Origin of the sequence: Amycolatopsis sp. CA-230715, assembly GCF_018736145.1 — a bacterium.
Taxonomy (GTDB): Bacteria; Actinomycetota; Actinomycetes; order Mycobacteriales; family Pseudonocardiaceae; genus Amycolatopsis.
The window spans coordinates 3,582,211-3,605,351 of the sequence record NZ_CP059997.1 but is presented as its reverse complement, the minus strand read 5'-3'; the positions used below and the strand labels follow the sequence as shown (position 1 = coordinate 3,605,351).

The window sequence follows — 23,141 nt, the reverse complement described above, 5'->3', positions numbered from 1 at the left end:
AGTCTTCGGACGGGGCGGGTTCAGCGGCGCCGGTAGGCCATGCCCGCCGCGACCGCGCCCGCCAGCGCGCCGGCGCCGAGCACGGACGGGACGCCGATGCGGGCGGCCTTGCGGCCGGTGCGGAAGTCCCTGATCTCCCAGCCGCGCGCCCTGGCGACGTCGCGCAGGCCGCTGTCCGGGTTGACCGCGACCGCGGTGCCGACCGTGGACAGCATCGGCACGTCGTTCTGGGAGTCCGAGTAAGCGGTGCAGCGCCGCAGGTTCAACCCCTCGCGCGAGGCGAGCGCGCGCACCGCGTGCGCCTTGGCCCTGCCGTGCAGCAGATCGCCGACGAGCCGTCCGGTGTAGACCCCGTCGACCGATTCGGCGACGGTGCCCAGCGCACCGGTCAGGCCGAGCCTGCGGGAAATGATCGCGGCGACCTCGATGGGCGTCGCCGTGACGAGCCAGACGCGCTGCCCGGCGTCGAGGTGCATCTGCGCGAGCGCGCGCGTGCCGGACCAGATCTTGTCCGACATCAGCTCGTCGTAGATCTCCTCGCTGATCTCGTTGAGCTCCTTCACCGTCCGGCCGGCCACAAAGGACAGTGCCTGCTCGCGGTGCGAGCTGATGTCGTCCTTGTTCTCCTTGCCGCCGATCCGGAACTTCGCCTGCTGCCAGACGAAACCGGCGAGATCCGCGGTGCTGAAGAACTTGCGCGCGGCGAGCCCGCGCGCGAGGTAGAACATCGACGCGCCCATCATCATGGTGTTGTCGACGTCGAAGAAGGCCGCCGCGGTCAGATCGGGCGGCGCGGGCGGAGCTGCGGGCTCGTTACCGTCACGCCCGGCGGTGGCGACCGCCGTGGCGGCGGCCGGGAGGGATTCCATCGCCACCGCGGCGTCGGCCGAGGCCTCACCGGCCAGCGCGGCGCGCCGCTCGAGTTCCTGTCCCTTGTCTCTGCCACGCCACGGTGACACGCACACCGCCTCCACGATCCGCTCCTGCGGCCCGGCGAACCGGGCGCCTGCCACCAGGGTAGCGAGCGCGTGCACCCGGCGTGCCCGCAGCCGTCCATGACCCACTGGACTGTGGGAAACCCCTTACCCTATGCCGAGCCCCGGCACGCCGGGGATCAGCGGGGGGATCGAAATCAGCGGCGGTTTCGTCGCCACGCTCGGCAGGCGGGGACCGGTCGGTGTCGGGATCGGCGGCGGGATCACCGGCGGCGGCGTGCTCACCGCGCCGGGCGCGGTCGGCGACGGCGGGGTCGGCGACGGGCTGTCGAGCTGGGAGAGCATCCGCTGGGTCGGAATCGGCACGGTCCCGCCCGAAAGGTCCTCGCGCGGCGCGGGCGCGATCGTGGGCTGCGGCTCGCCCTGCGCGGCGCCCTGGTTGCCCTGCGGCTGGTCGCACGGGCCGGTCGCGGGCACGGCGCCGAGATCGTCCGATTCGCCGGTGGTGATGAGGTAGCACTGCAGCCGTCCGGCGAGCGCGCCAGCGCGCGCTTCGATCCGGCTCAGGAGGCCCACGGAAGCGTCGAAGCTCGCGCTCGTCGACGGCGGGAGATCCGCTTTCGCCGCTTCGAGCCGCACCGATTGCTGCCTCGTCCACTCACGGAGCTTCGTCAGCTGCGCGCCGCCGTCTTCGACGCCGAGCACGCTCAACCGTGCCGCGCCCTGGGCGGCGTCGGTGCGGAAGTCGGCCAGCACGCGGTGGTACCCGGGTTCGGCGGCGTCCTTTCCCCGCAGCGCGACCAGTTCGTCCAGCCGCGTGCCGGCGAACTCGAGGTACTTCGCGGCCTTGCCCTGCTCGTCGAAGGTCAATCCGAGCGACGTCGATTCGCCCGCGCGCTTGATGTCGTACAGGGTGTCGCCGGGCAGCGCGTCCTTTGACAGCAGGAGCCCGAGCGCGCCGACGATGAGCACCGCCGCGGCCGCCGCCGCGAGAACCCCGGCGAGCACACGCGGCCGCCGCGGCTCGTCCCGTTCCCCGTCGGCGGGCGCGAGGCGTTCGATGATGCCGCTGTGGATGCGATGACGGGTGGCTTCGTCGAGGGTCCCGATATCGCCGAGCCCCCGCAATGCCCCGACGACGGCGAGTTCGTCGTCCTCGCGGCTGGGCGCACCACCATCGACGGCGCGGGCGAAGTCCTCGTCTTCCGCCCGGCTCCGCGGGGGCCACCCGGGAACGTTCACCGCTCAGCTCCGTCTCCACGGCCGTACGCCGTCAGTCAACGGTGGCAACGAGTGGCGGCGGCTCGTGGTTACGCCGCGTCCCTCCTCAGCGCAGGCCGGTGGGCAGAAGTTGCGCCAGACGGCGGACGGCGCGGTGCTGGAGTGCCTTGATGGCGCCGTCGTTGCGGTTCATGATCCTCGCCGTTTCGGCGACGGACAGGCCCTGGATGAACCTGAGCACGATGCATTCGCGCTGGTCGTCGCCGAGATCGGAGATGCAGCGCAGCAGTTCGGCCCTGGTCGCGCTGGAGATCGCCTGCTGCTCGGGGCCCGCGGCGGGCGTCGCGGTGCCGAACGGGGCCGTGCCGGAGTCGCTGACCTCGTCGGTGACCACTTCGAGCCGGAACCGGCTGGACTTGACGTGGTCGAGCACGAGGTTCCTGGCGATCGTGATGAACCAGGCGCCGACATCGCGGCCCTGGTAGCTGACCGAGGTGATCCGCCGCAGCGCGCGGAGGAAGGTCTCGCTGGTGACGTCCTCGGCGAGGTCGCGGTCGCCGACGCGGAACAGCACGTAGCGGAACACGACATCGACGTAGCGGTCGTACAGCCTGCCGAAGGCGGCGTTGTCGCCGCCTTGCGCGGCGTGGACCAGTTCCCAGCCTTCGTTCACCGATTCCGCCTGCTCCGCGGGCGCCTCACCCGCGGTTTTGGCCGCGGGCCGGTGGAGGGAGTGCCCGGCACGCACAACGGCAGGACCACGACTCGTGGCGACGTGCAGGCTCATCGTGTCGGACCTCCTTCAGCCCCGATGCCCCCGGCGACCACTGGCTACTCCGGAGCCGGGGAACCCCGGCGACCGCCTCGTGAGCGGGTGCCGAAGCCCTGGACGCGGCTCCGCCTCCACGCCCCCGTGATCAACACCACGTGGGGACGAGGAGCAGCATACGGGTTGTTACCCGAAAGTAGGTAGTGCTGTACCGGTTGCGAAAGTGCGACGACCGCGCGGGCTCCCCATGACGGGGGATGGGACGGGGCCCGTCCGCGACCGGTGCGGGTACGCGCGGCCGACCGGCCGTGCCGAGGTCCGGGGCCGGAAAACCGCCGTCGCCGCGAGGCGCGCCGGGATGCCAGACTGGGGCCGATCATCACGTCGCGGCGAGAGGTGGACTGTGAGCGCGGAGCCCGGCAATGTGGCGGATCTGCTGGCTGAGGCGGCGCGCGAGCGGCCAGGCGGCACCGCGCTGATCGATACCGCGCTGACCGGTACCGAGGCCAAGGCCACCTACACGTGGGAAGAGTTCGACGCCGCGGTCAACGGCCAGGCGCGCAGGTTCGCCGAGGCCGGCATGCGGCAGGGGGACCGAGTCGCCGTGCAGGTGCCGACGTCGGCCGCCTTCGCGGTGGCGTTCTTCGCGGTCGTGCGCGCGGGCGGGATCGCGGTGCCGGTTTCGCCGCAAGCGCCCGCACCGGAGATCGAGACGGTCCTCTCGCACAGCGGCGCGACTCTCCTGATCACCCAAGGCGAGGGTTTCGGAGACGTTCGAAAACTCGAACCCGGTTTCGATGCGGGTGAATCGGTACCGGCTGTCGGTACCGGCGAGGACATCGCGGTCCTGTCGTACACGTCGGGCACCACCGGCCCGCCGCGCGGCGTGATGCTGTCGCACCGCGCGCTGCTGGCGAACGTGGACCAGCTCCGGCAGGTCCGCCCGCCCGCGCTGGAAAGCGGTGACCGCGCGCTGCTGGCGATCCCGCTGTTCCACGTCTACGGGCTGGGGCCCGGCCTGCTGCTGGCCACCGCGACCGGTGCCACGGTGGTGCTCGCGCCGAGGTTCGACGCGCGGAAGGCGCTCGACCAGTGCGCCGAGCACCGGATCACCGCGCTCGCCGGGGTGCCCGCGATGTACGCCGAGTTCGCGGCGCTGCCGCCGGACGAACTCGGCGAAGGCCTTTCCACCGTCGGCAAGCTGACCTCCGGTGCGGCGCCACTGCACCCGAAGGTGCTCGCCGCGATCCGGCAGGCGACCGGAATCGGCGTCTACGAGGGCTACGGCCTCACCGAGACGGCGCCCGTGGTGACCTCGACGCTGGTCACCGGGTACCCGAAGCCGGGATCGGTCGGCCGCCCGCTGCCGGGTGTCGAGGTGCGGCTGGTCGAACCGGACGGGGACAGCGAGCCGGTGCTGCTCGATCCGGACGAGCCGGACGACACCCTCGAGGAGGAGGTCGGCGGCACCGGGCTGGTCGCGGTCCGCGGCGCGAACCTGTTCTCCGGGTACTGGCCGGACGGCGCGCACGGGCCCGACGGGGAGGGCTGGTTCCGCACCGGCGATGTCGGCTACCTCGACGTCGACGGCGACCTCCACCTGGTGGACCGCGCCAACGACCTCATCATCGTGAACGGGTTCAACGTCTATCCCCACGAGGTCGAAGCCGCCGTCGGGGAGCTGCCGGAGGTCGCCGAGGCGGCGGTCGTCGGCGTGCTCGACGAGCGCAGCGGCGAGGCGGTCAAGGCGGTCGTCGTGCCGGTCGCCGGCGCGTCCCTGTCCGAGCAGCAGGTGGTGGACCACTGCGCGACCAGGCTCGCCGGGTACAAGGTGCCGCGCACGGTCGAATTCGTCACCGAGCTGCCACATTCGCCGACCGGCAAGCTCCGCCGCGTGCGCCTGCGGTGAGGCAGGATGACCCCATGTCGCACCAGGTGACCGTGATGACCAGGCAGGGCTGTTCGGCGTGCGTCACCGCCGAACGGGACGTCGAGCGGATCTGCGCCGAGCTCGGGGTCGAATGGGGTGTCGCGGACGTCGACAGCGATCCGGAGTGGCGCGCCGAGTACGGCGACCGCGTGCCGGTGATCCTGGTCGACGGCGACGAGCACGGCTATTGGAAGGTCGAAGAGGACCGTCTCCGGCGCGCCTTAAGGGATTCGTAAGGGCGAACGGGCCAATCGGAACCCCGGCTCGCTCCGAAGATGGGGGTAGAGGCCCCGGTGCCGGGGCCGCCCGCGAATCGTGAGAGGCCGCCGTGAGCACCCAGGTCACCGACCCGCCCAGCACCGCCGCACCGACGAGCCCGCGTATCGGGAAGTGGTGGGCCGCGCTGCTCGGGGTCGTGGCGCTGGCCGCGGCGCTGGGCGCGGGCCAGCTCGTCGCCGCGTTCGTCGGGACGACCGCGTCCCCGTTCCTCGCGGTCGCCAACTTCGTCATCGACCACAGCCCGCAGCCGATCGTCAAATGGGCGGAGCGGACGCTGGAGACCTGGGACAAACCGGTCCTCAAGCTGGGGCTGGGCGTCCTGCTCGTGGTGTTCGCGATGCTGGCGGGGCTGTTTTCGCGACGCAAACCGCTACCGGGGCAGCTCGTCATCGGGATCCTCGGCGCCGCCGGGATCGCCGCGGTGTACGTGCGGCAGGACCTTGGCCCGGTCGCGCTGCTCGCACCGGTGGTGACCTTGCTGGCGGGCATCGGGGTGTTCACCCGGCTGCACTCGCTCGCGCTTCGGACGCCGTCGGTCGCCGGCGGAGCCGGGGACGGCACGACGCGCCGCCAGTTCCTGGTGACCACCGGCGGGGTCGCCGCCGGGGCCGGGGTCGCCGCGCTCGCCGGTCAGTTCATCGGGTCGGCGAACGACGCGGAGAGTTCGCGCGCGATGGTCGGGAAGCTCACGCCGGCGAAGGCGGCGCCGCCGATCCCGGCCGACGCCGATTTCGCCAAGCTCGGCACGCCGCCGTTCATCACCCCGAACAAGGACTTCTACCGCATCGACACCGCATTGGTGGTCCCGCAGGTGCGCGCCGAGGACTGGAGCCTGCGCGTGCACGGAATGGTCGACCGGGAAGTCACCTTCGACTACACCGAGATCCGGAACCGCCCGCTCGTCGAACAGACGGTGACCATGACCTGCGTTTCGAACGAGGTCGGCGGCCCCTACATTTCGACCGCGAACTTCGTCGGCGTGTGGTTGCGGGATCTGCTGGACGAGGCCGGGGTCCAGCCGGGCGCGCAGCAGCTTTTCGCGACCAGTTCCGACGGCTGGACCTGCGGCAGCCCGGTCGAGGCCGCGCTGGACCCGAAACGCGGCGCGATGCTCGCGATCGGCATGAACGGCGAGCCGCTGCCGCTCGAACACGGTTTCCCGGCGCGCATCGTGATCCCGGGTCTCTACGGGTACGTTTCCGGCACGAAATGGGTCGCGGATCTCGAACTGACCACGTGGCAGGCGCGGCGCGGCTACTGGCTCGACCGCGGCTGGGGCGAGCAGGGGCCGATCAAGACGATGTCCAGGATCGACTCCCCGCAAGGGTTCCAGAGCCTGCCCGCGGGCAAGGTCACCGTTTCCGGGATCGCGTGGGCGCAGACGACCGGGATCGAAAAGGTCGAAGTGCGGCTCGACAACGGGCCGTGGCAGGCGGCCGAACTGTCCACTGTGTTCAACGACAACACGTGGCGGATGTGGCACCTGCTGGCGGACGTGCCGAAGGGCAGCCACACCGTGGCGGTGCGCGCGACGGACAAACTGGGTTACACGCAGACGGAACAGCGCGCGAGCACCGTTCCGGACGGAGCCACCGGCTGGCACACCGTCGTTTTCGACGCGCAATGATCGCGAAACCCGGTGCTCGCGAAAAAATGCTCGATTAACTCGAACGTGCGGCAAGCCAACTTCTGTCCGGGACCGAATGCCTGCTGACAACAAAGTCGTCAGCGGTGTCCGGCCCTTTCCGGACGTGAATGGAGTTGATTTCCCGTGAGCAATCTGCGTCGCGTCGCCGGGCTCGGCGTTGCCACCGTCGCCGCGTTCTCGATGGCTGCCTGCGGCAGCGACAGCGGGTCGGGCAGCGGCAACAACAGCAGCAGCGCGCCCGCGCCCAGTTCGCCGATGTCGTCCAGCTCGGCCGCCGCGCCCGCGGGCACCGGGGTGACCACCAAGGCCGACGTCTTCGGCCCGGCGTGTTCGAAGGTCCCCGCCACCGGCCCCGGCTCGGTGGACGGCATGGTGTCCGATCCGGTCGCCACCGCCGCGAGCAACAACCCGCTGCTGACCAAGCTGGTCACCGCGGTGAAGGCCACCAACCTGGTGGACCCGTTGAACAGCGCTCAGGAGCTGACCGTGTTCGCGCCCGCGGACGACCCGGCGTTCAAGGAACTCGGCGACGCCAAGTTCACCGAGCTGGCCGGTAAGCCCGCCGACCTGACCAAGATCCTCAAGTACCACGTCGTGCCGAAGCGCTACGACGCGAAGGGCCTCGAGGCGGCGGGCATGGTCCCGACGCTCGACGGCGCCGAGGGCGGCGACCTGAAGATCGCGGGCTCCGGCGACAAGATGACCGTGAACGGCGCCCCGGTGCTGTGCGGGAACGTGCCGGTCAAGAACGCGACCGTGTTCGTCATCGGCAAGGTTCTGATGCCCGGTACCAACAAGTAACGGCGAATCGGTCGGTGAAAACGCCCGGGGCGGCCCGCGCCGCCCCGGGCGTTCCCGTGCGCGGCGGGCCGGAATGTGCCCCTGGTCATGCTCACGACCAGTGACTTTGTGCCTGCGTTCACAAGTGGCTACCGTATTGCCGGTACCCCGTGCGGCCCCGGGCATCGAACCGGAGACGGCCCGCGAGGTCAAGGGTCAGTTTCGGGCGACCGGTGTTCGCCCCGTCCGAACCGATGCTCGTGATGCGGTGAAGGAGAGCCAGCGTGGTGGCACAGCGAGGCCGGCGAAACGGCGCCGAAGCCGCGCACAAGCGCACGCGAGCCGCGGTCAAACCCCTGGCGGGACCGGACGCCGACAACGCGCCCACCGCCGAGATGCCCGCCGTTCCCGCTGGTGAGGGCGACGCGGTCCGGGCGAAGGCGATCCCGGAAGCCGCCGTCGCGCGGCTCGCCGTCTACCTGCGGGTGCTGTCCGCGATGCAGGAGCAGGGCGGCACCACGGTCTCCAGCGAGGAGCTTTCGACCGCAGCCGGCGTCAACTCGGCGAAGCTGCGGAAAGACCTTTCGTACCTCGGTTCCTACGGCACCCGCGGGGTCGGCTACGACGTCGCGGTGCTCGTCGGGCAGATCGAGCGGACGCTGGGGCTGACCCGCAAGCACAAGGTGGCCGTGGTCGGAATCGGTAACCTCGGCCACGCGTTGGCCAACTACGGCGGGTTCCCCGGCCGGGGGTTCCCCGTCGACGCGCTCTTCGACGTCGATCCCGACCTGATCGGGGTGCCGGTCGGCGGGCTGCCGGTGTCCCACCTCGACGACATCCCCAGGGTGTGCGCCGAGCGGGAGATCTCGATCGGGGTCATCGCGACGCCGCCGACGGCCGCGCAGTCGGTGTGCGACCGGCTGGTCGCGGGTGGTGTCCAGTGCATCCTGAACTTCGCGCCGGTGGTGCTGCAGGTGCCGGAGCACATCGAGGTGCGGAAGGTGGATCTCGCGGTCGAACTGCAGATCCTGTCCTTCCACGTGGCGCGGCGCGCGGACGAAAAACTGAACGATGCCCGGCGGGGGGACAATGGGTCCGGGAGCGATGGGCTCCGGCTCGGCAACGGAATGGTGGTGCGGTGAGCACGGACACGACGAGGGGGTCCGCACGATGAGCGTGCTGGCTGTGGGACTTTCGCACCGCACCGCGGACCTCGCGACGCTCGAGCGGGTCGCGGTGCCGGCCGCCGAGGTGCCGAAGGCGCTGTACGAACTGCAGCAGGCGGAGCACGTGAGCGAGGTCATGCTCGTTTCCACGTGCAACCGCATCGAGGTCTACGCGGTGGTCGAGGCCTTCCACGGCGGCCTCGCCGATATTTCGGCCGTGCTCGCCCGCCAGGCCGGGGTCGAGCCTGCCGCGCTGTACGACAGCATGTACGTGCACTACGCCGGTGCGGCCGTCGAGCACCTGTACTCGGTCGCGTCCGGGCTGGACTCGATGGTCGTCGGCGAGACCCAGATCCTCGGCCAGGTGCGCGCCGCCTACGCCACCGCGCGCGAAGCGGGCACCGTCGGCCGCACGCTGCACGAGCTGATCCAGTCCACCTTGCGGGTCGGCAAGCGGGTGCACAGCGAGACCGGCCTCGACGCGCTCGGCGCGTCGGTCGTGTCGCAGGCGCTCGCCGAGGCCGGGGACGTCTCGGGCAAGCGCGCCCTGATCGTGGGCGCCGGCTCGATGGGCGCGTTGACCGCGTCGCAGCTGCGCAAGGCCGAGATCGGGTCGATCGTGGTGGCGAACCGCACCTTCGCGAACGCCGAGCGGCTCGCCGCGTCGGTGACCGAACAGGGCGTGCCCGCGACCGCGGTGCCGATGGCGGATCTGACGGCCGCGGTCACCGAAGCCGACGTGGTGCTGTGCTGTACCGGTGCGCATGCATCGGTACTGAATTCCGACCACGTGCTGCCGAGGGCCGGCCGCCCGCTGGTGATCTGCGACCTCGGGCTCCCGCGCGACGTGGACCCCGGCGTGACCGCGGTCGCGGACGTCGAGCTGGTCGACTTGGAGACCGTCCGCCGCCGGATGGACGAGACCGGGGGCGTCAGCACCGCGAAGCAGACCGCGCGCGCGACCGGGATCGTGCTCGACGAGGTCAGGGCGTACCTGGCCGGGCAGCGCAGCGCCGAGGTCACCCCGACGGTCACGGCGTTGCGCAAGCGCGCGGCCGAGGTCGTCGACGCGGAGCTCCTGCGGCTCGACAACCGGCTCCCCGAGCTGGACGGCGTGGTGCGCGAGGAACTCGGCAGGACGGTGCACCGCGTGGTGGACAAACTGCTGCACGCGCCGACGGTGCGGGTGAAGCAGCTCGCGGCCGAGAACGCGGGGACCACCGACTACGCGGACGCGTTGCGAGAACTGTTCGGGCTGGACCCGCAGGCGCCTGCCGCGGTCGCGAGCCCGAAGGCGAACAAGGCAGACGGTGAAAAGCATGTCTAGGACCATCAGGATCGGCACGCGGGCCAGCAAGCTCGCGCTCGCCCAGACCGGCACGATCGCGGCCGCGCTCGAACAGGCCGGGGCGACCGTCGAGATCGTCGAAGTGAGCACCCCCGGCGACCGGTCGTCCGCGCCGATCGCCCAGATCGGCGTCGGCGTGTTCACCTCCGCGCTGCGGGAGGCGCTCGCCGCGAAGACGATCGACGTCGCCGTGCACTCCTACAAGGACCTGCCGACCGCGCCGGAACCCGGCCTCGTGATCGCCGCGGTCCCGCCGCGCGCGGACCCGCGCGACGCGCTGGTCGCCAGGGACGGGCTGACGCTCGGCGAGCTGCCCCCCGGCTCGCGGGTCGGCACCGGCTCGCACCGCCGCATGGCGCAGCTGCGCGCGCTGGGCCTCGGGCTCGAGGTCGTCGCGATCAGGGGCAACATCGACACCAGGATGCGCAAGGTCACCGACGGCGAGTTCGACGCGGTCGTGCTGGCGAAGGCGGGGCTCGACCGGATCGGCCGCACGGACGCGATCACCGAGACCGTCGACCCGATCCAGATGCTGCCCGCGCCCGCGCAGGGCGCGCTCGCGATCGAATGCCGCGTCGACGATTTCGACGTCGAGCACCTGCTCCGCTCGACGGTGGACGACGAGACGACCCGGCTCGCGGTCACCGCGGAACGCGCCATGCTGGCGACCCTCGAAGTGGGCTGCAGCGCGCCGGTGGGCGCGCTCGCGGAAGTGGTGGAAGACCTCGACGCCGACGGCGCGGTGATCGAACGCATCTCGCTGCGCGGTGTGGCCGCCGCCGGGTTCGACGGTGATCCCGGCGAGTCCGTCGAGATGCTGCGTGCTTCGGGCGTCGCCGAAAAGGACCAGGCCGGCAAGCTCGGCCGCGAGGTCGCCGCGGAGCTGCTCGACCTCGGCGCCGGCGTCCTGTCCGGTCCCAACGCACAGTGAACTGACGAAGAAAGACCTGCTGAACCGCATCGAAGGCAGCGGTGGAGAAGGCCGAGTGAAGCGGCCGATTGATGAGGAGAAACGAGAAACGATGACCCCCGCTCGAAAGACCACTGGGCGCGTCGCCTTCGTGGGCTCGGGTCCTGGCGACGCCGGTCTGCTGACCGTCCGTGCCCAGGAGCTGCTCGCCAAGGCCGAGGTCGTGGTGACCGATCCCGACGTGCCAGCCGGAGTGCTGGCCTTCGCCGGCGCGGAGGCCGAAGTGCGCCCCGCCGTCGGTGAGCCAGGCGACGTCGCGAAGGACCTGACCGCGGAGGCCAAGGCGGGCAGGCTCGTGCTGCGCCTGGTCGCGGGCGACCCGCTGACCCAGCCCGCCGTCGTCGCCGAGGTGCAGGCGGTTTCGCGCACCAGCGCGGTGTTCGACGTCATCCCCGGCGTCTCGCCCGGTGCCGCGGTGCCCGCCTACGCGGGTGTCGCGCTCGGCGGCACGCACACCGAGGTCGACGTCCGCGGTGACGTCGACTGGGCCGGCCTCGCCGCGACGCCCGGCACGATCGTGCTGCACGCCACGTCGAGCCACCTCGCGGAGGCCGCGTCGGCACTCGGCGAGCACGGCCTCGCCCCGCAGACCCCGGTCGCGGTGACCTCGAACGGCACCATCAACACCCAGCGCACCGTGGACACCACGCTGGCTTCGCTCGCGCAGGACGCGGGCGAGCTGGTCGGGCCGCTCGTGGTGACCGTCGGCGCCGCCGCCGGTCAGCGCTCGAAGCTGTCCTGGTGGGAGTCGCGCGCGCTGTACGGCTGGAAGGTGCTGGTGCCGCGCACCAAGGAGCAGGCGGGCGAGATGGCCGAGCGCCTGCGCGGGCACGGCGCGACCTCGCACGAGGTGCCGACGATCTCGGTGGAGCCGCCCCGCAGCCCGGCGCAGATGGAGCGCTCGGTGAAGGGCCTTGTCGACGGCCGCTACCAGTGGATCGTGTTCACCTCGACGAACGCGGTGCGCGCGGTGTGGGAGAAGTTCGAGGAGTTCGGCCTCGACGCGCGCGCGTTCTCGGGCGTGAAGATCGCCTGCGTCGGCGAGTCGACCGCGGCGAAGGTGCGCTCGTTCGGCATCATCCCGGAGCTGGTGCCCTCGGGCGAGCAGTCGAGCGAGGGCCTGCTCGCGGACTTCCCGCCGTACGACGACGTGCTCGACCCGGTCGACCGCGTGCTCCTGCCGCGTGCCGACATCGCCACCGAGACGCTGTCCGCCGGGCTGCGCGACCGCGGCTGGGAGATCGACGACGTCACGGCCTACCGGACCGTGCGCGCCGCGCCGCCGCCGGCCGAGACCCGCGAGATGATCAAGACCGGCGGGTTCGACGCGGTGTGCTTCACCTCGTCGTCGACCGTGCGGAACCTGGTCGGCATCGCGGGCAAGCCGCACACCCGCACGCTCGTCGCGTGCATCGGGCCGAAGACCGCGGAGACCGCGGTGGAGTTCGGCCTGCGGGTGGACGTCCAGCCGGAGAAGGCGGACGTGCCGCACCTGGTGGACGCGCTCGCCGAGCACGCCGCCCGGCTGCGCGCCGAGGGTGCGCTGCCGCCGCCGCGGAAGGCGAAGCGCGCGCGGCGTTCCTGAGCGCCGCTCAAGAAGAATTGAACACCGCTCAAGAGGCCCCCTCACTGGCAGTGAGGGGGCCTCTTCATGAGCTGGGAAGGGCCCGCGAGCCCGTTTTCGGCGGCGGCGTAGCGTGGTTGTGTGTTTCCTGAGCATCGTCCCCGTCGCCTCCGCACGACGCCCGCCATGCGACGCCTGGTCAGCGAGACCACGCTGCGCCCGCGTCAGCTGATCCTGCCGATGTTCGTGGCCGAGGGCGCCGACGCGCCCCGCCCGATCTCGAGCATGCCCGGCGTCGTCCAGCACACCCGCGACACGCTGCGCAAGGCCGCTGTCGAAGCGGTCGATGCCGGTGTCGGCGGCCTGATGATCTTCGGCGTCCCCGCCACCAGGGACCCGCGAGGATCCGGCGCGGTCGACGAGAACGGCATTCTCAATGTCGCGCTGCGCGATCTGAAGGCCGAACTCGGCGACGACACCGTGCTGATGGCGGACACCTGCCTCGACGAGTTCACCGATCACGGCCACTGCGGCGTGCTCGACGACAACGGCGGCGTCGACAACGACGCGACCCTCGCGATCTACGCCGAAATGGGGCTCGCGCAGGCCGAAGCCGGCGCGCATCTGCTCGGCCCCAGCGGCATGATGGACGGCCAGGTCGGCGTGATCCGCGAAGCGCTCGACGACGCCGGGTACATCGACACCGGCGTCCTCGCCTACTCCGCGAAGTACGCCAGCGCGTTCTACGGTCCCTTCCGCGAGGCCGTCGATTCGCAGCTCAAGGGCGACCGCAAGGCCTACCAGCAGGATCCGGGCAACGCGCGCGAGGCGCTGCGGGAGATCGAACTCGACGTCGCCGAGGGCGCCGACGCGATCATGATCAAGCCCGCACTGTCCTATTTGGACGTCCTGCGCGCGGCGGCGGAGGCCTCCCCGGTCCCGGTCGCGGCGTACAACATCTCCGGCGAGTACGCGATGGTCGAGGCCGCCGCGGCGAACGGCTGGCTCGACCGCGAACGCACCGTCCTGGAGGTGCTCACCTCGATCCGCAGGGCGGGCGCCGACATGGTCCTCACCTACTGGGCGGCCGAGGCGGCCGCCTGGCTCGACTAGGGTCTGGTCATGACCGAAACGGATGACGAGCGGCGGAGCAAGGGTTTGCCGCCCGCCCCCAGGTTCAGCGGCGACGACGTCGCACCCGCCGACCCGCCGAAGCTGGTGGCGGCGTCGTTCTGGCTGTGGATCGTCGCCGGGGTGGTGCTCATCGGCGGGCAGGTCTACTCGATCAGCGTCAAGCAGCAGATCATCGACGAGCTGATCAAGGCGAACTCCGAGGTCAAGCTCAAGCCGGGGCAGAAGCCGATCGCGCCGGACATGATCGCCTCGGGCACCAGCACCCTGCTGTGGGTGCTGCTCGTCGGTTCGGTCGTGTTCGCCCTGCTCATCGGGCTCTTCGCGTACAAGATGCGCGAGGGCACGCGGTCGGCGCGCACGGTGCTGACCGTGCTGACGGTGATCACCGTGGCCTTCCAGCTGGTCATCTTCTACAACCTGTTCTCGATCGCCGCCGCGGTGCTGATCGTGGTCGCGATCTCGCTGATCCACCTGCCGAGCGTGGCGGGCTACTTCCCCAAGGTGGGCCGGAAGCTGCCGTGACCGCGGAGGAAACGCGCTACCGGGAAGACGGGGTCTCGTGGTGGGCCCTGGTGTGGAGCGTGGTGTTCGCGGCACTCGGTTACGTCGCCGAGCTGACGACCGGCGGCCCGGTGCACACGGTGGCCTGGGTCGTGGTGGCGGCGGGCCTCATGGTGATCACGGTGCCGTGGATCTACGCGCGGCGGCGGTTCCTGTCGGTACGGGTGACCGGGACGACGCTGTGGCAGGGCCGCGAGAGCCTGGAACTCGCCCGCGTCGCCGAGGTCGACGACGTCGGCGCGCCCGCGGGCGCCAGGGTGCTCGGCGGTGGCTGGACGGTGCCGCGCAAGTACGCGGAGGTCCCGCTGAAACTGGACGACGACACCGTGGTCCTGGCCTGGGCGCGCGATGCCGACGGGCTCCGGTCCGCGCTGCGACGGCCGGAAGCGCCATGAGAAGCTGTTCGGCGTGACAGAACTCGCCGGTGCCGTCGAATGGCAGTCGCCACCACGGGAACGCGGGCGGCTGCACCGGCCGCGCCGCGCGCTCATCGCGGGCGCGGAAGTGGTGCTCGCCGCGGCCGCGGTCTGGTTCGCGTTCGTGTGCTGGCCGAAGGGCGTGCACACGATTTCCATGACCTTGAACGACGGCACGGTCCTCACTTCGACGCGCTACGTCGGCAGCTGGATGGCCTCGGCCATCGGGCTCGGCACGCTGGCGGCGTTGCTGCTGCTGGACGCCGCGCGGGAAACGCTGCTCGCCGTGCGCGCGCCGCACCGGTCCCGCCGCAAGCCGGGCAAGGACGAAACGCTGGAAGAAACGTACGGCCCCGGCCACGCCTGAGCGGTATTCACAAGGAATACACAGCTCGCTCCCAGGTGGCTGACATCTGCGCCGTCGAATCTTACGGCCATGTCGAAACGTCGTGCCTGGCTTGTCAACGGCGTGCTGGTCGTCCTCCTCGGCGCCGCCGGTTTCGGGATATATCAGGCCTTTTCGCCCGCGCAGGGCACCGCGCAACCGCAGAGCCGATCGACGCCGGTGGTGCGGGGCGACGTCGCGGAAACGGTTTCCGCCGCGGGGGCCGTCGCGAGCGGCTATTCCGCGAACGTCAATTTCGCCGAATCGGGAAAAGTCACCTCGATTCCCGTTTCGGTTGGTGACAAAGTAACCGCGGGCGAGCGGCTCGCGACGATCGACAGCGCGCAAGCGTCGAAACAGCTCGAAATCGCCAAAGACGGCCTCGCGGTCGCGAAGGAGAACCTGGCGAACGCGAACGCGGCGGCGCCCACTACAGCCCCCACGAAAACGGGGACTTCCCCGCAAAGTGCGCAGCAGGCCGAAAGCACGACCTCGTTGCAGGCCAAGGTGGACCAGGCCGACCTGGACGTGGAGACCGCGCAGGCCGCACTGGACGCCACCGTGCTGACCGCGCCGGGTGCGGGCACGGTGACCGCGATCAACGGCGCGGTCGGCCAGCAGGCGGGTAGTCAGGCGGGGAGTGGCGCGTCGAGCGGAACCCAGCAGGGTTCGGCTTCCGGCGGGCAAGCGGGCGGCCAGTCCGGTGGCGCGCAGGGCGGTCAGCAGGGCGCGGCCACCCAGTCCGCGAGCGGCAGCGGGTTCATCGTGCTGACCGATCTCGACCACCTCGTCGTGGACACCGCTGTCGCCGAAATCGACGCGAGCAAGGTGAAAGCGGGCCAGAAGGCGCAGGTGACGATCAACGCGATGCCCGACACCCCGGTGCAGGCGAGCGTCGCCTCGGTCGCGCTGACTCCCACGACGAGCGGGAACACCGTTTCCTACGACACGAAGCTGACGCTGACCGGCGCGCCCGCGGGACTGCGACCGGGCCAGTCGGCGAGCGTGGTGATCACCGTCGCCGAGGCGGCGGACGCGCTGACCGTGCCGTCGGCCGCGGTGCAGACCAGCGGGATGACGAACACGGTCGTGGTGGCGGAGAACGGGCAGAACGTGCCGACCCCGGTCCAGGTCGGCATCCGAGGGGAGTCGACGGTGCAGATCACCTCGGGCCTGACCGAGGGGCAGCGGGTGGTCGTCACCGGTGCCCAGCAAACCGCCGGAGGATCCCGCGGTGGCGGCCAAGGCGGCTTTCCCGGTGGTGGCCAGGGCGGTTTCCCCGGCACCGGTGGCGGCGGGCCGAGGCAAGCGGGCGGCGGGCGGTGAAGCCGGTCATCGAGGTCGCCGGGCTGCGCAAGACCTACGGCTCCGGTGACACCGCCGTGCACGCCCTGCGCGGCGTCGATCTCACGGTGTTCCCCGGCGAGTACGTGGCGATCATGGGCGCGTCGGGATCGGGGAAGTCGACGCTGCTGAACGTGCTCGGCTGCCTCGACGCGCCAACCACCGGGCAGTACACAGTGGACGGATTCGCGGTGGAAGAGCTGACCGAACGCCAGCTTTCGTTGCTGCGGAACAGGAAGATCGGGTTCATCTTCCAGTCCTTCAACCTGGTTCCGCGCACCAGCGCTTTGTCCAATGTGGAGCTTCCATTGACCTACGCGGGAGTGAAGCGCGGTGTGCGGCGAGCGAGAGCCCTCGCCGCGTTGGACCTCGTCGGGCTGTCCGACCGCGCGAAGCACCTGCCGAGCGAACTTTCCGGCGGGCAGCAGCAGCGCGTCGCGGTCGCGCGCGCACTCGTGACCGCGCCCGCGATGCTGCTCGCCGACGAGCCGACCGGCAACCTCGACCGCGCCAGCACCGCGGAGGTGCTCACCGTGTTCGCCGAGCTGCACCGGCAAGGCCGCACGATCGTGGTCATCACGCACGAGGACGAGGTCGCCGCGCACGCCGATCGCGTGGTGCGCATCGACGACGGCCGGATCGTGGCCGACCGGCGCGCGGCGGAGGTGGCGGGGTGACCGCCTTCGAGGTGCTCCGGTTCGCGCTGCGGGGGCTCACCGCCAACAAGCTCCGGTCGTCGCTGACCACCCTCGGCATCACCATCGGCGTCGCCGCGGTGATCCTGCTGGTCGCGGTCGGCAACGGCGCGTCGGCCTCGGTCGCGGCGAGCATCCAGGGCCTCGGCACGAACGTGCTGACGGTGGCTCCGCAGCGTGGCGGCGGGCAGAGCACCCCGGTGCGCCCGCTGACCGCGCAGGACGCGAAAGCGCTCGTCGACCCGGTCGGGGCGCCGGACGTGAAAGCGGCCTCGCCGGTGGTGAGCACGTCGGCGACGGCGACCTCCGGCCGGACCAGCTATGACCTCGCGTCGGTCACCGGAACCGACCCGGCGTACTTCACCACCACCAACCGGGCACTCGCGCAGGGCGCCGCGTTCACCGCCGAAGACCTGGCCGCGGCGCGCAAGGTGGTGGTGCTCGGCGCGGCGGCCGCGCAGGGGATCTTCGGCACCGAGCAGCCCGTCGGCAAGAAGGTGCTGCTGAACAGCATCCAGTTCACCGTGACCGGGGTGCTCCAGACGCGGGGGACCGCGGGCGGGCAGAACGCGGACGACGTGGCGATCGCGCCGCTGACCGCCGTGCAGAACTCGCTGACCGGCTACGGCGCGGTGAACCAGATCGTCGTGCAGGCGGCGAGCGCGGACGCGGTCGCGGTGGCGCAGACCGAGATCACCGCGATCCTGGACGCGCGGCACGGCGTGCGCGCGGGCCAGAACGCGGGGTTCACCATCGGCAACTCCGAGCAGTTGCTGCAGGCGCGCACCGAAACCACGCGGACCTTCACCGTGCTGCTCGCCGCCGTCGCCGCGATCTCGCTGCTGGTCGGCGGGATCGGCGTCACCAACATCATGCTGGTCACGGTGACCGAGCGGATCAGGGAGATCGGCATCCGGAAGGCGATCGGCGCGCCGCGGTCGGCGATCCTCGGCCAGTTCCTCGCCGAGGCGACGATGCTGAGCCTGTTCGGCGGGCTCCTCGGGGTGCTGATCGGCGTCGTCGGCAGCCGGTTCACGATCGCCGGGATCACCCCGGTGCTTTCGGTGCCCTCGATCGTGCTCGCGTTCGGTGTTTCGGCCGTGATCGGCCTGTTCTTCGGCAGCTTCCCGGCGAACCGCGCCGCGTCGCTGCGCCCGATCGACGCGCTGCGTCACGAGTGAGGAGCTTTCGGTGCCCGAAGAGGAAATCACCAAGGAGCTGCTGCTGACCACGCCGGTCAGTGATGAGGATCTCGCCGCCGAAATGAAGCGGGCGGGCACGCCTGTCGGCAAGTCCACTCTGGTCCTGACGGCGGTACTACTGGTCGCGGTTTCCTTCGGCGCGGGGGCGTGGACGCACGCCGCGACGTCGAGCCAGCCGTCGGCGCGGCCTCAGCAGGCGGCCGGGCAGCAGGCAGGGCGGCAAGCGGGCCGTGGCGGCACCGTGGGCACCGTCGAACGGATCGAGGGCAGCACGGTCTACGTGAAAACCATGCAGGGCAACGAAGTCTCGGTGTCCACAACGGACTCGACAAAGGTCGGCCTGAGCAAGCCCGGCGCGCTCGCGGACCTGGCGCCCGGCTCCACGGTCGCCGTTCAGGGCACAACCGGCGCCGACGGGACGGTGGCCGCGCAGTCGATCACCCAGCAGCCCGCACGGGGCAACTGACCGGGGTTTGCGAGACTGGGCGGGTGAGCCAAGGAGTCGAGCAGTCCAAGTCATGGTTCTCGCGCGCTACGGCGGCCACGCCCGGCGGGGTGAACTCGCCGGTGCGCGCGTTCAACTCGGTCGGCGGCACCCCGCGTTTCATGGTCCGCGGCGAGGGGCCGCACCTGTGGGACGCCGACGGCAACCGCTACGTGGACCTGGTGTCCTCGTGGGGGCCGATGATCCTCGGCCACGCGCATCCCGCGGTCGTCTCCGCGGCGCGCGAGGCGGCGTCCTCCGGGCTTTCGTTCGGCACGCCGACCACGGGTGAGGTCGAACTCGCCGAGGAGATCATCGCCCGCGTCGAGCCCGTCGAACGGGTGCGGCTGGTCAATTCCGGCACCGAGGCGACGATGAGCGCGATCCGGCTCGCCCGCGGGTTCACCGAACGGTCGAAGATCGTCAAGTTCGCCGGTTGCTACCACGGCCACGTCGACGCGCTGCTCGCCCAGGCGGGATCCGGCGTCGCCACGCTGGGCCTGCCGACCTCGCCAGGGGTCACCGGCGCGCAGGCGGCGGACACCATCGTGCTGCCGTACAACGACATCGACGCCGTCCGTCAGTCCTTTGTGGACAACCCGGGGGAGATCGCCGCGATCATCACCGAGGCCGCCGCGGGCAACATGGGCGCGGTCGCCCCGGACGAGGGCTTCAACCAGGCGCTGCTCGATCTCGCGCACGAGCACGGCGCGCTGTTGATCATGGACGAGGTGATGACCGGGTTCCGCGTCTCGCGCGCGGGCTGGTTCGGCCTCGAACGGGTGCGCGGCGATCTCTACACCTTCGGCAAAGTGATGTCGGGCGGGCTGCCCGCCGCGGCCTTCGGCGGCCGCGCCGACGTGATGGCGCGCCTCGCCCCCGGCGGCCCCGTGTACCAGGCGGGCACGCTTTCGGGGAACCCCGTCGCCGTCGCCAGCGGGCTGGCCACGCTGCGCGCCGCCGACGAAGACGTCTACCGCGCGCTCGACGCGAATTCGCAGCGGCTCGGCGCGCTGTTCGCCGACGCGCTGACCGAGGCGGGCGTCGCCCACACCGTGGCCTTCGCGGGCAACCTGGTGAGCGTCTTCTTCCGCGAGGAGCCGGTGCGGAACTACCACGACGCAGCCAACGCCGAGACCTGGCGCTTCCCGGCGTTCTTCCACGCGCTGCTCGACCGCGGCGTCTACCCGCCGCCGAGCGCGTTCGAAGCCTGGTTCGTGAACGCCGCGATGGACGACGCCGCGTTCGAGGTCATCGAGTCCGCGCTGCCGCACGCCGCCCGTGCCGCCGCCGAAGCGGTGGCGTCGTGACCAGCACCGTCGTGCACCTTCTGCGGCATGGAGAGGTGCACAACCCGGAGAAGGTCCTGTACGGCCGCCTGCCCGGGTACCGGCTGTCCGAACGCGGCCAGCGGCAGGCGCTGACCGTCGCCGAGGCGCTCGCCGGGCACGACATCGCGCACGTCGTGGCGTCGCCGCTGCAGCGGGCGCAGGAAACCGCCGCCCCGATCGCGGGCGCGCACCGCATCGATGTCGCCACCGACGACCGGCTCATCGAAGCGGGGAACCTGTTCGAGGGTGAGCGAGTCGCCGTCGGCGACGGCGCGCTGCGAGAGCCGAAGCACTGGCCGAAGCTGCGCAACCCGTTCAAGCCGTCGTGGGGCGAGCCCTACGTCGAGATCGCGCACCGCATGCTCGGGGCCGTCTACCGGGCGCGCGCGGCGGCCGAAGGGCACGAGGCGCTGTGCGTTTCGCACCAGTTGCCGATCTGGACCCTGCGCCGGTTCCTCGAGGCGAAGCGGCTGTGGCACGACCCCCGGCAGCGGCAGTGCTCGCTCGCGTCGCTGACCAGCCTGGTGTTCTCCGGGGAAGAGCTGGTCCGGATCGTCTACAGCGAACCCGCAGGCGCGACCGACCCGAAGGTCACCGGCGCATGAAGAGGCTCTTGGCGCTGGCGGTCGGCGCCGTGCTGTTGGTCACCGGCTGTGCCGCCGACAAGGACGCGAAGCCGGGCGGCGACACGTTCAACTTCGTCTCGCCGAAGGGCAAACTCGACAACTTCTACGACGGCGGTGACCGGCAGCCGATCCCGAAGCTGTCCGGTGAGGACCTGATGAACCCCGGCAAGCAGCTCTCGGTCGCGGACTACGCGGGCAAGGTCGTGGTGATCAACCTGTGGGGCCAGTGGTGCGCGCCGTGCCGCCACGAGTCGCCGGAGATGGAGAAGACCTACCAGCAGACGAAGGCGGCTGGGGTGCAGGTGCTTGGGCTCGACGTCCAGGACAGGGATCGCTCCGCGCCGCAGGACTTCATGCGCGACCGCGGCCTGACCTACCCGTCGATCTACGACCCGCCCGGCCGGTCGCTCGTGCAGCTCACCGGGTATCCGCGCAACATCATCCCGTCGACGATCGTGGTCGACAAGAAGCAGCGCGTCGCCGCTGTCCTGCTGCGCGAACTGCTCGCGAGCGATCTGGTCCCGATCGTGCAGCGGATCGCCGCCGAGCGGTGAGCGGGCTCAGTCGTTGTACTGCGCCAGGATGCCTTTGACGAGCAGGCCGATGCCGAAGAGGAAGGCATGATCGCGTTGCGCGCGTGAGAACTTGTGGAGCTGTCTCGCCTGTTCTTCGATCGCGTAGCCGTTGACGTAGCTGGTCAGCGTGTCGACGATCGCGGCGACCTCGTGCTCGGGTATGCGGAGGCCGCGCACGAGCGCTTTCGGTCGTTCAATGAACGCCAACGCGTGCGGCCCCGGTTTGCTCATGGTCGCGATCACGCGCGCGCCGTCGGTGTGCGCCAGCATCGCCTCGCGGTGGGCGACGGCGATGGCGCGGAACTGCTCGGTCCAGCCGGTTTCCGCGAGCACCCGGTTCGTCATGTCCTCGCAGATCTGTTCCGCGATCGCGTCGAGCAGCGCCTGCTTGCTGGGGTAGTGCCAGTAGAGCGCGCCGACCTGGACGTCCAGCCTGGTCGCGAGCTTGCGGGTGCTCAGCGCGTCGAGCCCGACCTCGTCCAGCAGTGCGACCGCGGCGGCCAGCACCACGGCCTTGTTCAGCGCCATGCGCACATCACATCACGGTTGCCGGGTTGAACACCGCTCAGGTAACTTGAGCACTGTTCAATTGAACAGTGCTCAATCTTGGGAGGACATCGTGAAGGTGACCATCGTCGGCGCCGGGCTCGGCGGGCTCTGCCTCGTGCAAGGGCTGCGCGCGGCCGGGATCGAAGCCACCGTGTACGAGCGGGATCCGGGCATCACCGCGCGGTTCCAGGGCTATCGGATCGGGCTGGGCGAACTCGGTGACTCGGCGCTGCGGGCCTGCCTGCCGAGGGCGCTCCACCCGGTGCTCGAGGCCGTCAAGGGCGATCTCGCCGGTGAGCGCACCCGGCTGAACCACCGGCTGGAGCGGACCGGCGCCGACTCGTCCGCGCTGGCGGTGGCGATCGACCGGCACGTCCTGCGGCACCTGCTGCTTTCGGGCATCGGCGAGCACGTGCGGTTCGGCGACGCGTTCACCGGCTACGAACCGCTCCCCGGCGGCGGCGTCCGCGCGCATTTCGCGGGCAAAACGTCGTCGATCGACAGCGACCTGCTCGTCGGCGCGGACGGGATCGGCTCGGCGGTGCGCGCGCAGCTCAGCCCGGAGACACCGGTCGAGGACAGCGGTGTGCGGGCCCTCATCGGACGGACGCCGCTGACGGAGCGGTTCGCCGCGCTCGTGCCGGGTTTCGGCACCGGTGTCTCGGACGGCGAAGTCACCATGATGCTCGGCCTCATGCGATTCCGCGTGCTGCCCGGCGTGCTGAACGCGATGGCGCCCGAGCTGGGCCTTCCCGAAGCCGGGCACTACCTGCGCTGGGTGATCATGCTCGCGCCGGACCACTCGGTGCTGGCGCGCCAGGACCTGTCGATGCAGGAGATCGCGCTGGAGCTGACCCGCGGCTGGCACGCCGACGTGCGCGCGGTCATCGAAGACGCCGATCGGGACAACAGCGTGCTGCTCTCGATCCGCACCGTTTCGCCCGCTGAACGCTGGCCCGCCGGGCCGGTGACCCTGCTCGGCGACGCGATCCACGCGACCTCGCCCAGCGGCGGCAACGGCGCGAACACCGCTCTGCACGACGCCGACCAGCTTCGCCGCAAGCTCATCGCCGTTCGGGACGGCCGCCTGCCGCTCGCCGACGCCGTGAACGCCTACGAGACCGACATGATCGACTACGGCACGGAGGCCGTCGCCCACAGCCTGCGCGAGCTGGACAGGTTCCGGAGGCCCGCGGCGGCGCGCTGAGCGTTCCCGCGTCACACCTGAG

The 23,141-nt window shown here is 71.0% G+C and carries 24 protein-coding genes; 20 read left to right on the top strand and 4 right to left on the bottom strand.

Annotated features, from left to right (window positions below; all coding sequences use genetic code 11):
* Positions 1-20 precede the first annotated feature (20 nt).
* From HUW46_RS16760 to HUW46_RS16750, 3 genes are all read right to left on the bottom strand, one after another.
* Positions 21-974: an HAD family hydrolase gene (locus HUW46_RS16760; RefSeq protein WP_215549917.1), complete on the bottom strand. Its 954-nt coding sequence runs from the start codon at positions 972-974 to the stop codon at positions 21-23.
* Between the two features lie 108 nt (positions 975-1,082).
* A complete protein-coding gene (locus HUW46_RS16755; protein WP_215548161.1) occupies positions 1,083-2,177 on the bottom strand; it encodes a DUF5667 domain-containing protein in 1,095 nt (364 codons plus the stop codon).
* A gap of 85 nt (positions 2,178-2,262) precedes the next feature.
* Complete coding sequence (locus HUW46_RS16750; protein WP_215548160.1) at positions 2,263-2,943, bottom strand: sigma-70 family RNA polymerase sigma factor; 681 nt, start codon at positions 2,941-2,943, stop codon at positions 2,263-2,265.
* A 340-nt stretch (positions 2,944-3,283) separates the two neighbouring features.
* On the opposite strand from HUW46_RS16750, the gene HUW46_RS16745 reads away from it, so the two are divergent.
* The 19 genes from HUW46_RS16745 to HUW46_RS16655 all read left to right on the top strand — a co-directional run bounded on the left by HUW46_RS16745 (position 3,284) and on the right by HUW46_RS16655 (position 21,342).
* On the top strand, positions 3,284-4,834 hold the full coding sequence (locus HUW46_RS16745) for an AMP-binding protein (RefSeq protein ID WP_215549916.1): 1,551 nt from the start codon (positions 3,284-3,286) through the stop codon (positions 4,832-4,834).
* Positions 4,835-4,848: 14 nt separating this feature from the next.
* Positions 4,849-5,091: a glutaredoxin family protein gene (locus HUW46_RS16740; protein ID WP_215548159.1), complete on the top strand. Its 243-nt coding sequence runs from the start codon at positions 4,849-4,851 to the stop codon at positions 5,089-5,091.
* Between the two features lie 146 nt (positions 5,092-5,237).
* Entirely contained in the window at positions 5,238-6,761 is a 1,524-nt protein-coding gene (locus HUW46_RS16735; RefSeq protein ID WP_215549915.1) for a molybdopterin-dependent oxidoreductase, read from the top strand.
* Between the two features lie 144 nt (positions 6,762-6,905).
* Positions 6,906-7,583, top strand: coding sequence for a fasciclin domain-containing protein (locus tag HUW46_RS16730; protein WP_254126236.1), 678 nt, complete (start codon positions 6,906-6,908; stop codon positions 7,581-7,583).
* Between the two features lie 263 nt (positions 7,584-7,846).
* Positions 7,847-8,704: a redox-sensing transcriptional repressor Rex gene (locus HUW46_RS16725; RefSeq protein ID WP_215548158.1), complete on the top strand. Its 858-nt coding sequence runs from the start codon at positions 7,847-7,849 to the stop codon at positions 8,702-8,704.
* Positions 8,705-8,732: 28 nt separating this feature from the next.
* Entirely contained in the window at positions 8,733-10,055 is a 1,323-nt protein-coding gene (locus tag HUW46_RS16720; protein ID WP_215548157.1) for a glutamyl-tRNA reductase, read from the top strand.
* Positions 10,048-11,007: a hydroxymethylbilane synthase gene (gene hemC / locus HUW46_RS16715; RefSeq protein ID WP_215548156.1), complete on the top strand. Its 960-nt coding sequence runs from the start codon at positions 10,048-10,050 to the stop codon at positions 11,005-11,007. The genes HUW46_RS16720 and hemC overlap by 8 nt, the downstream gene beginning before the upstream one ends.
* 91 nt (positions 11,008-11,098) lie before the next feature.
* A complete protein-coding gene (locus HUW46_RS16710; RefSeq protein WP_215548155.1) occupies positions 11,099-12,631 on the top strand; it encodes a uroporphyrinogen-III synthase in 1,533 nt (510 codons plus the stop codon).
* Between the two features lie 120 nt (positions 12,632-12,751).
* Positions 12,752-13,723, top strand: coding sequence for a porphobilinogen synthase (gene hemB / locus HUW46_RS16705; protein ID WP_215548154.1), 972 nt, complete (start codon positions 12,752-12,754; stop codon positions 13,721-13,723).
* 9 nt (positions 13,724-13,732) lie between these two features.
* Positions 13,733-14,266 carry a hypothetical protein gene (locus tag HUW46_RS16700; RefSeq protein ID WP_215548153.1) on the top strand — a complete coding sequence of 178 codons (534 nt, stop codon included), beginning with the start codon at positions 13,733-13,735 and terminating at the stop codon, positions 14,264-14,266.
* A complete protein-coding gene (locus tag HUW46_RS16695; protein WP_215548152.1) occupies positions 14,263-14,700 on the top strand; it encodes a DUF3093 family protein in 438 nt (145 codons plus the stop codon). Before HUW46_RS16700 ends, HUW46_RS16695 begins: the two co-directional genes overlap by 4 nt.
* Positions 14,701-14,713: 13 nt before the next feature.
* On the top strand, positions 14,714-15,088 hold the full coding sequence (locus tag HUW46_RS16690) for a hypothetical protein (protein ID WP_254126234.1): 375 nt from the start codon (positions 14,714-14,716) through the stop codon (positions 15,086-15,088).
* A gap of 69 nt (positions 15,089-15,157) precedes the next feature.
* The gene (locus HUW46_RS16685) at positions 15,158-16,432 is read left to right on the top strand and encodes an efflux RND transporter periplasmic adaptor subunit (RefSeq protein ID WP_215548151.1); all 1,275 of its coding nucleotides are present in this window, start codon (positions 15,158-15,160) and stop codon (positions 16,430-16,432) included.
* Positions 16,429-17,127 carry an ABC transporter ATP-binding protein gene (locus HUW46_RS16680; protein WP_215548150.1) on the top strand — a complete coding sequence of 233 codons (699 nt, stop codon included), beginning with the start codon at positions 16,429-16,431 and terminating at the stop codon, positions 17,125-17,127. The genes HUW46_RS16685 and HUW46_RS16680 overlap by 4 nt, the downstream gene beginning before the upstream one ends.
* The gene (locus tag HUW46_RS16675) at positions 17,124-18,326 is read left to right on the top strand and encodes an ABC transporter permease (protein ID WP_215548149.1); all 1,203 of its coding nucleotides are present in this window, start codon (positions 17,124-17,126) and stop codon (positions 18,324-18,326) included. The genes HUW46_RS16680 and HUW46_RS16675 overlap by 4 nt, the downstream gene beginning before the upstream one ends.
* A 10-nt stretch (positions 18,327-18,336) precedes the next feature.
* Positions 18,337-18,813 carry a DUF5666 domain-containing protein gene (locus HUW46_RS16670; RefSeq protein WP_215548148.1) on the top strand — a complete coding sequence of 159 codons (477 nt, stop codon included), beginning with the start codon at positions 18,337-18,339 and terminating at the stop codon, positions 18,811-18,813.
* A 23-nt stretch (positions 18,814-18,836) separates the two neighbouring features.
* A complete protein-coding gene (gene hemL / locus HUW46_RS16665) occupies positions 18,837-20,141 on the top strand; it encodes a glutamate-1-semialdehyde 2,1-aminomutase (protein ID WP_215548147.1) in 1,305 nt (434 codons plus the stop codon).
* On the top strand, positions 20,138-20,767 hold the full coding sequence (locus tag HUW46_RS16660) for a histidine phosphatase family protein (RefSeq protein WP_215548146.1): 630 nt from the start codon (positions 20,138-20,140) through the stop codon (positions 20,765-20,767). Before hemL ends, HUW46_RS16660 begins: the two co-directional genes overlap by 4 nt.
* Positions 20,764-21,342, top strand: a complete 579-nt coding sequence (locus tag HUW46_RS16655; protein WP_215548145.1) for a TlpA disulfide reductase family protein — start codon at positions 20,764-20,766, stop codon at positions 21,340-21,342. Before HUW46_RS16660 ends, HUW46_RS16655 begins: the two co-directional genes overlap by 4 nt.
* A 6-nt stretch (positions 21,343-21,348) precedes the next feature.
* On the opposite strand, the gene HUW46_RS16650 is transcribed toward HUW46_RS16655, so the two are convergent.
* Positions 21,349-21,891: a TetR/AcrR family transcriptional regulator C-terminal domain-containing protein gene (locus HUW46_RS16650; RefSeq protein ID WP_215548144.1), complete on the bottom strand. Its 543-nt coding sequence runs from the start codon at positions 21,889-21,891 to the stop codon at positions 21,349-21,351.
* A gap of 91 nt (positions 21,892-21,982) precedes the next feature.
* Here HUW46_RS16650 and HUW46_RS16645 point away from each other — a divergent pair, with 91 nt between their 5' ends.
* A complete protein-coding gene (locus tag HUW46_RS16645) occupies positions 21,983-23,119 on the top strand; it encodes an FAD-dependent oxidoreductase (protein WP_254126232.1) in 1,137 nt (378 codons plus the stop codon).
* The last annotated feature ends 22 nt before the right edge of the window (positions 23,120-23,141 follow it).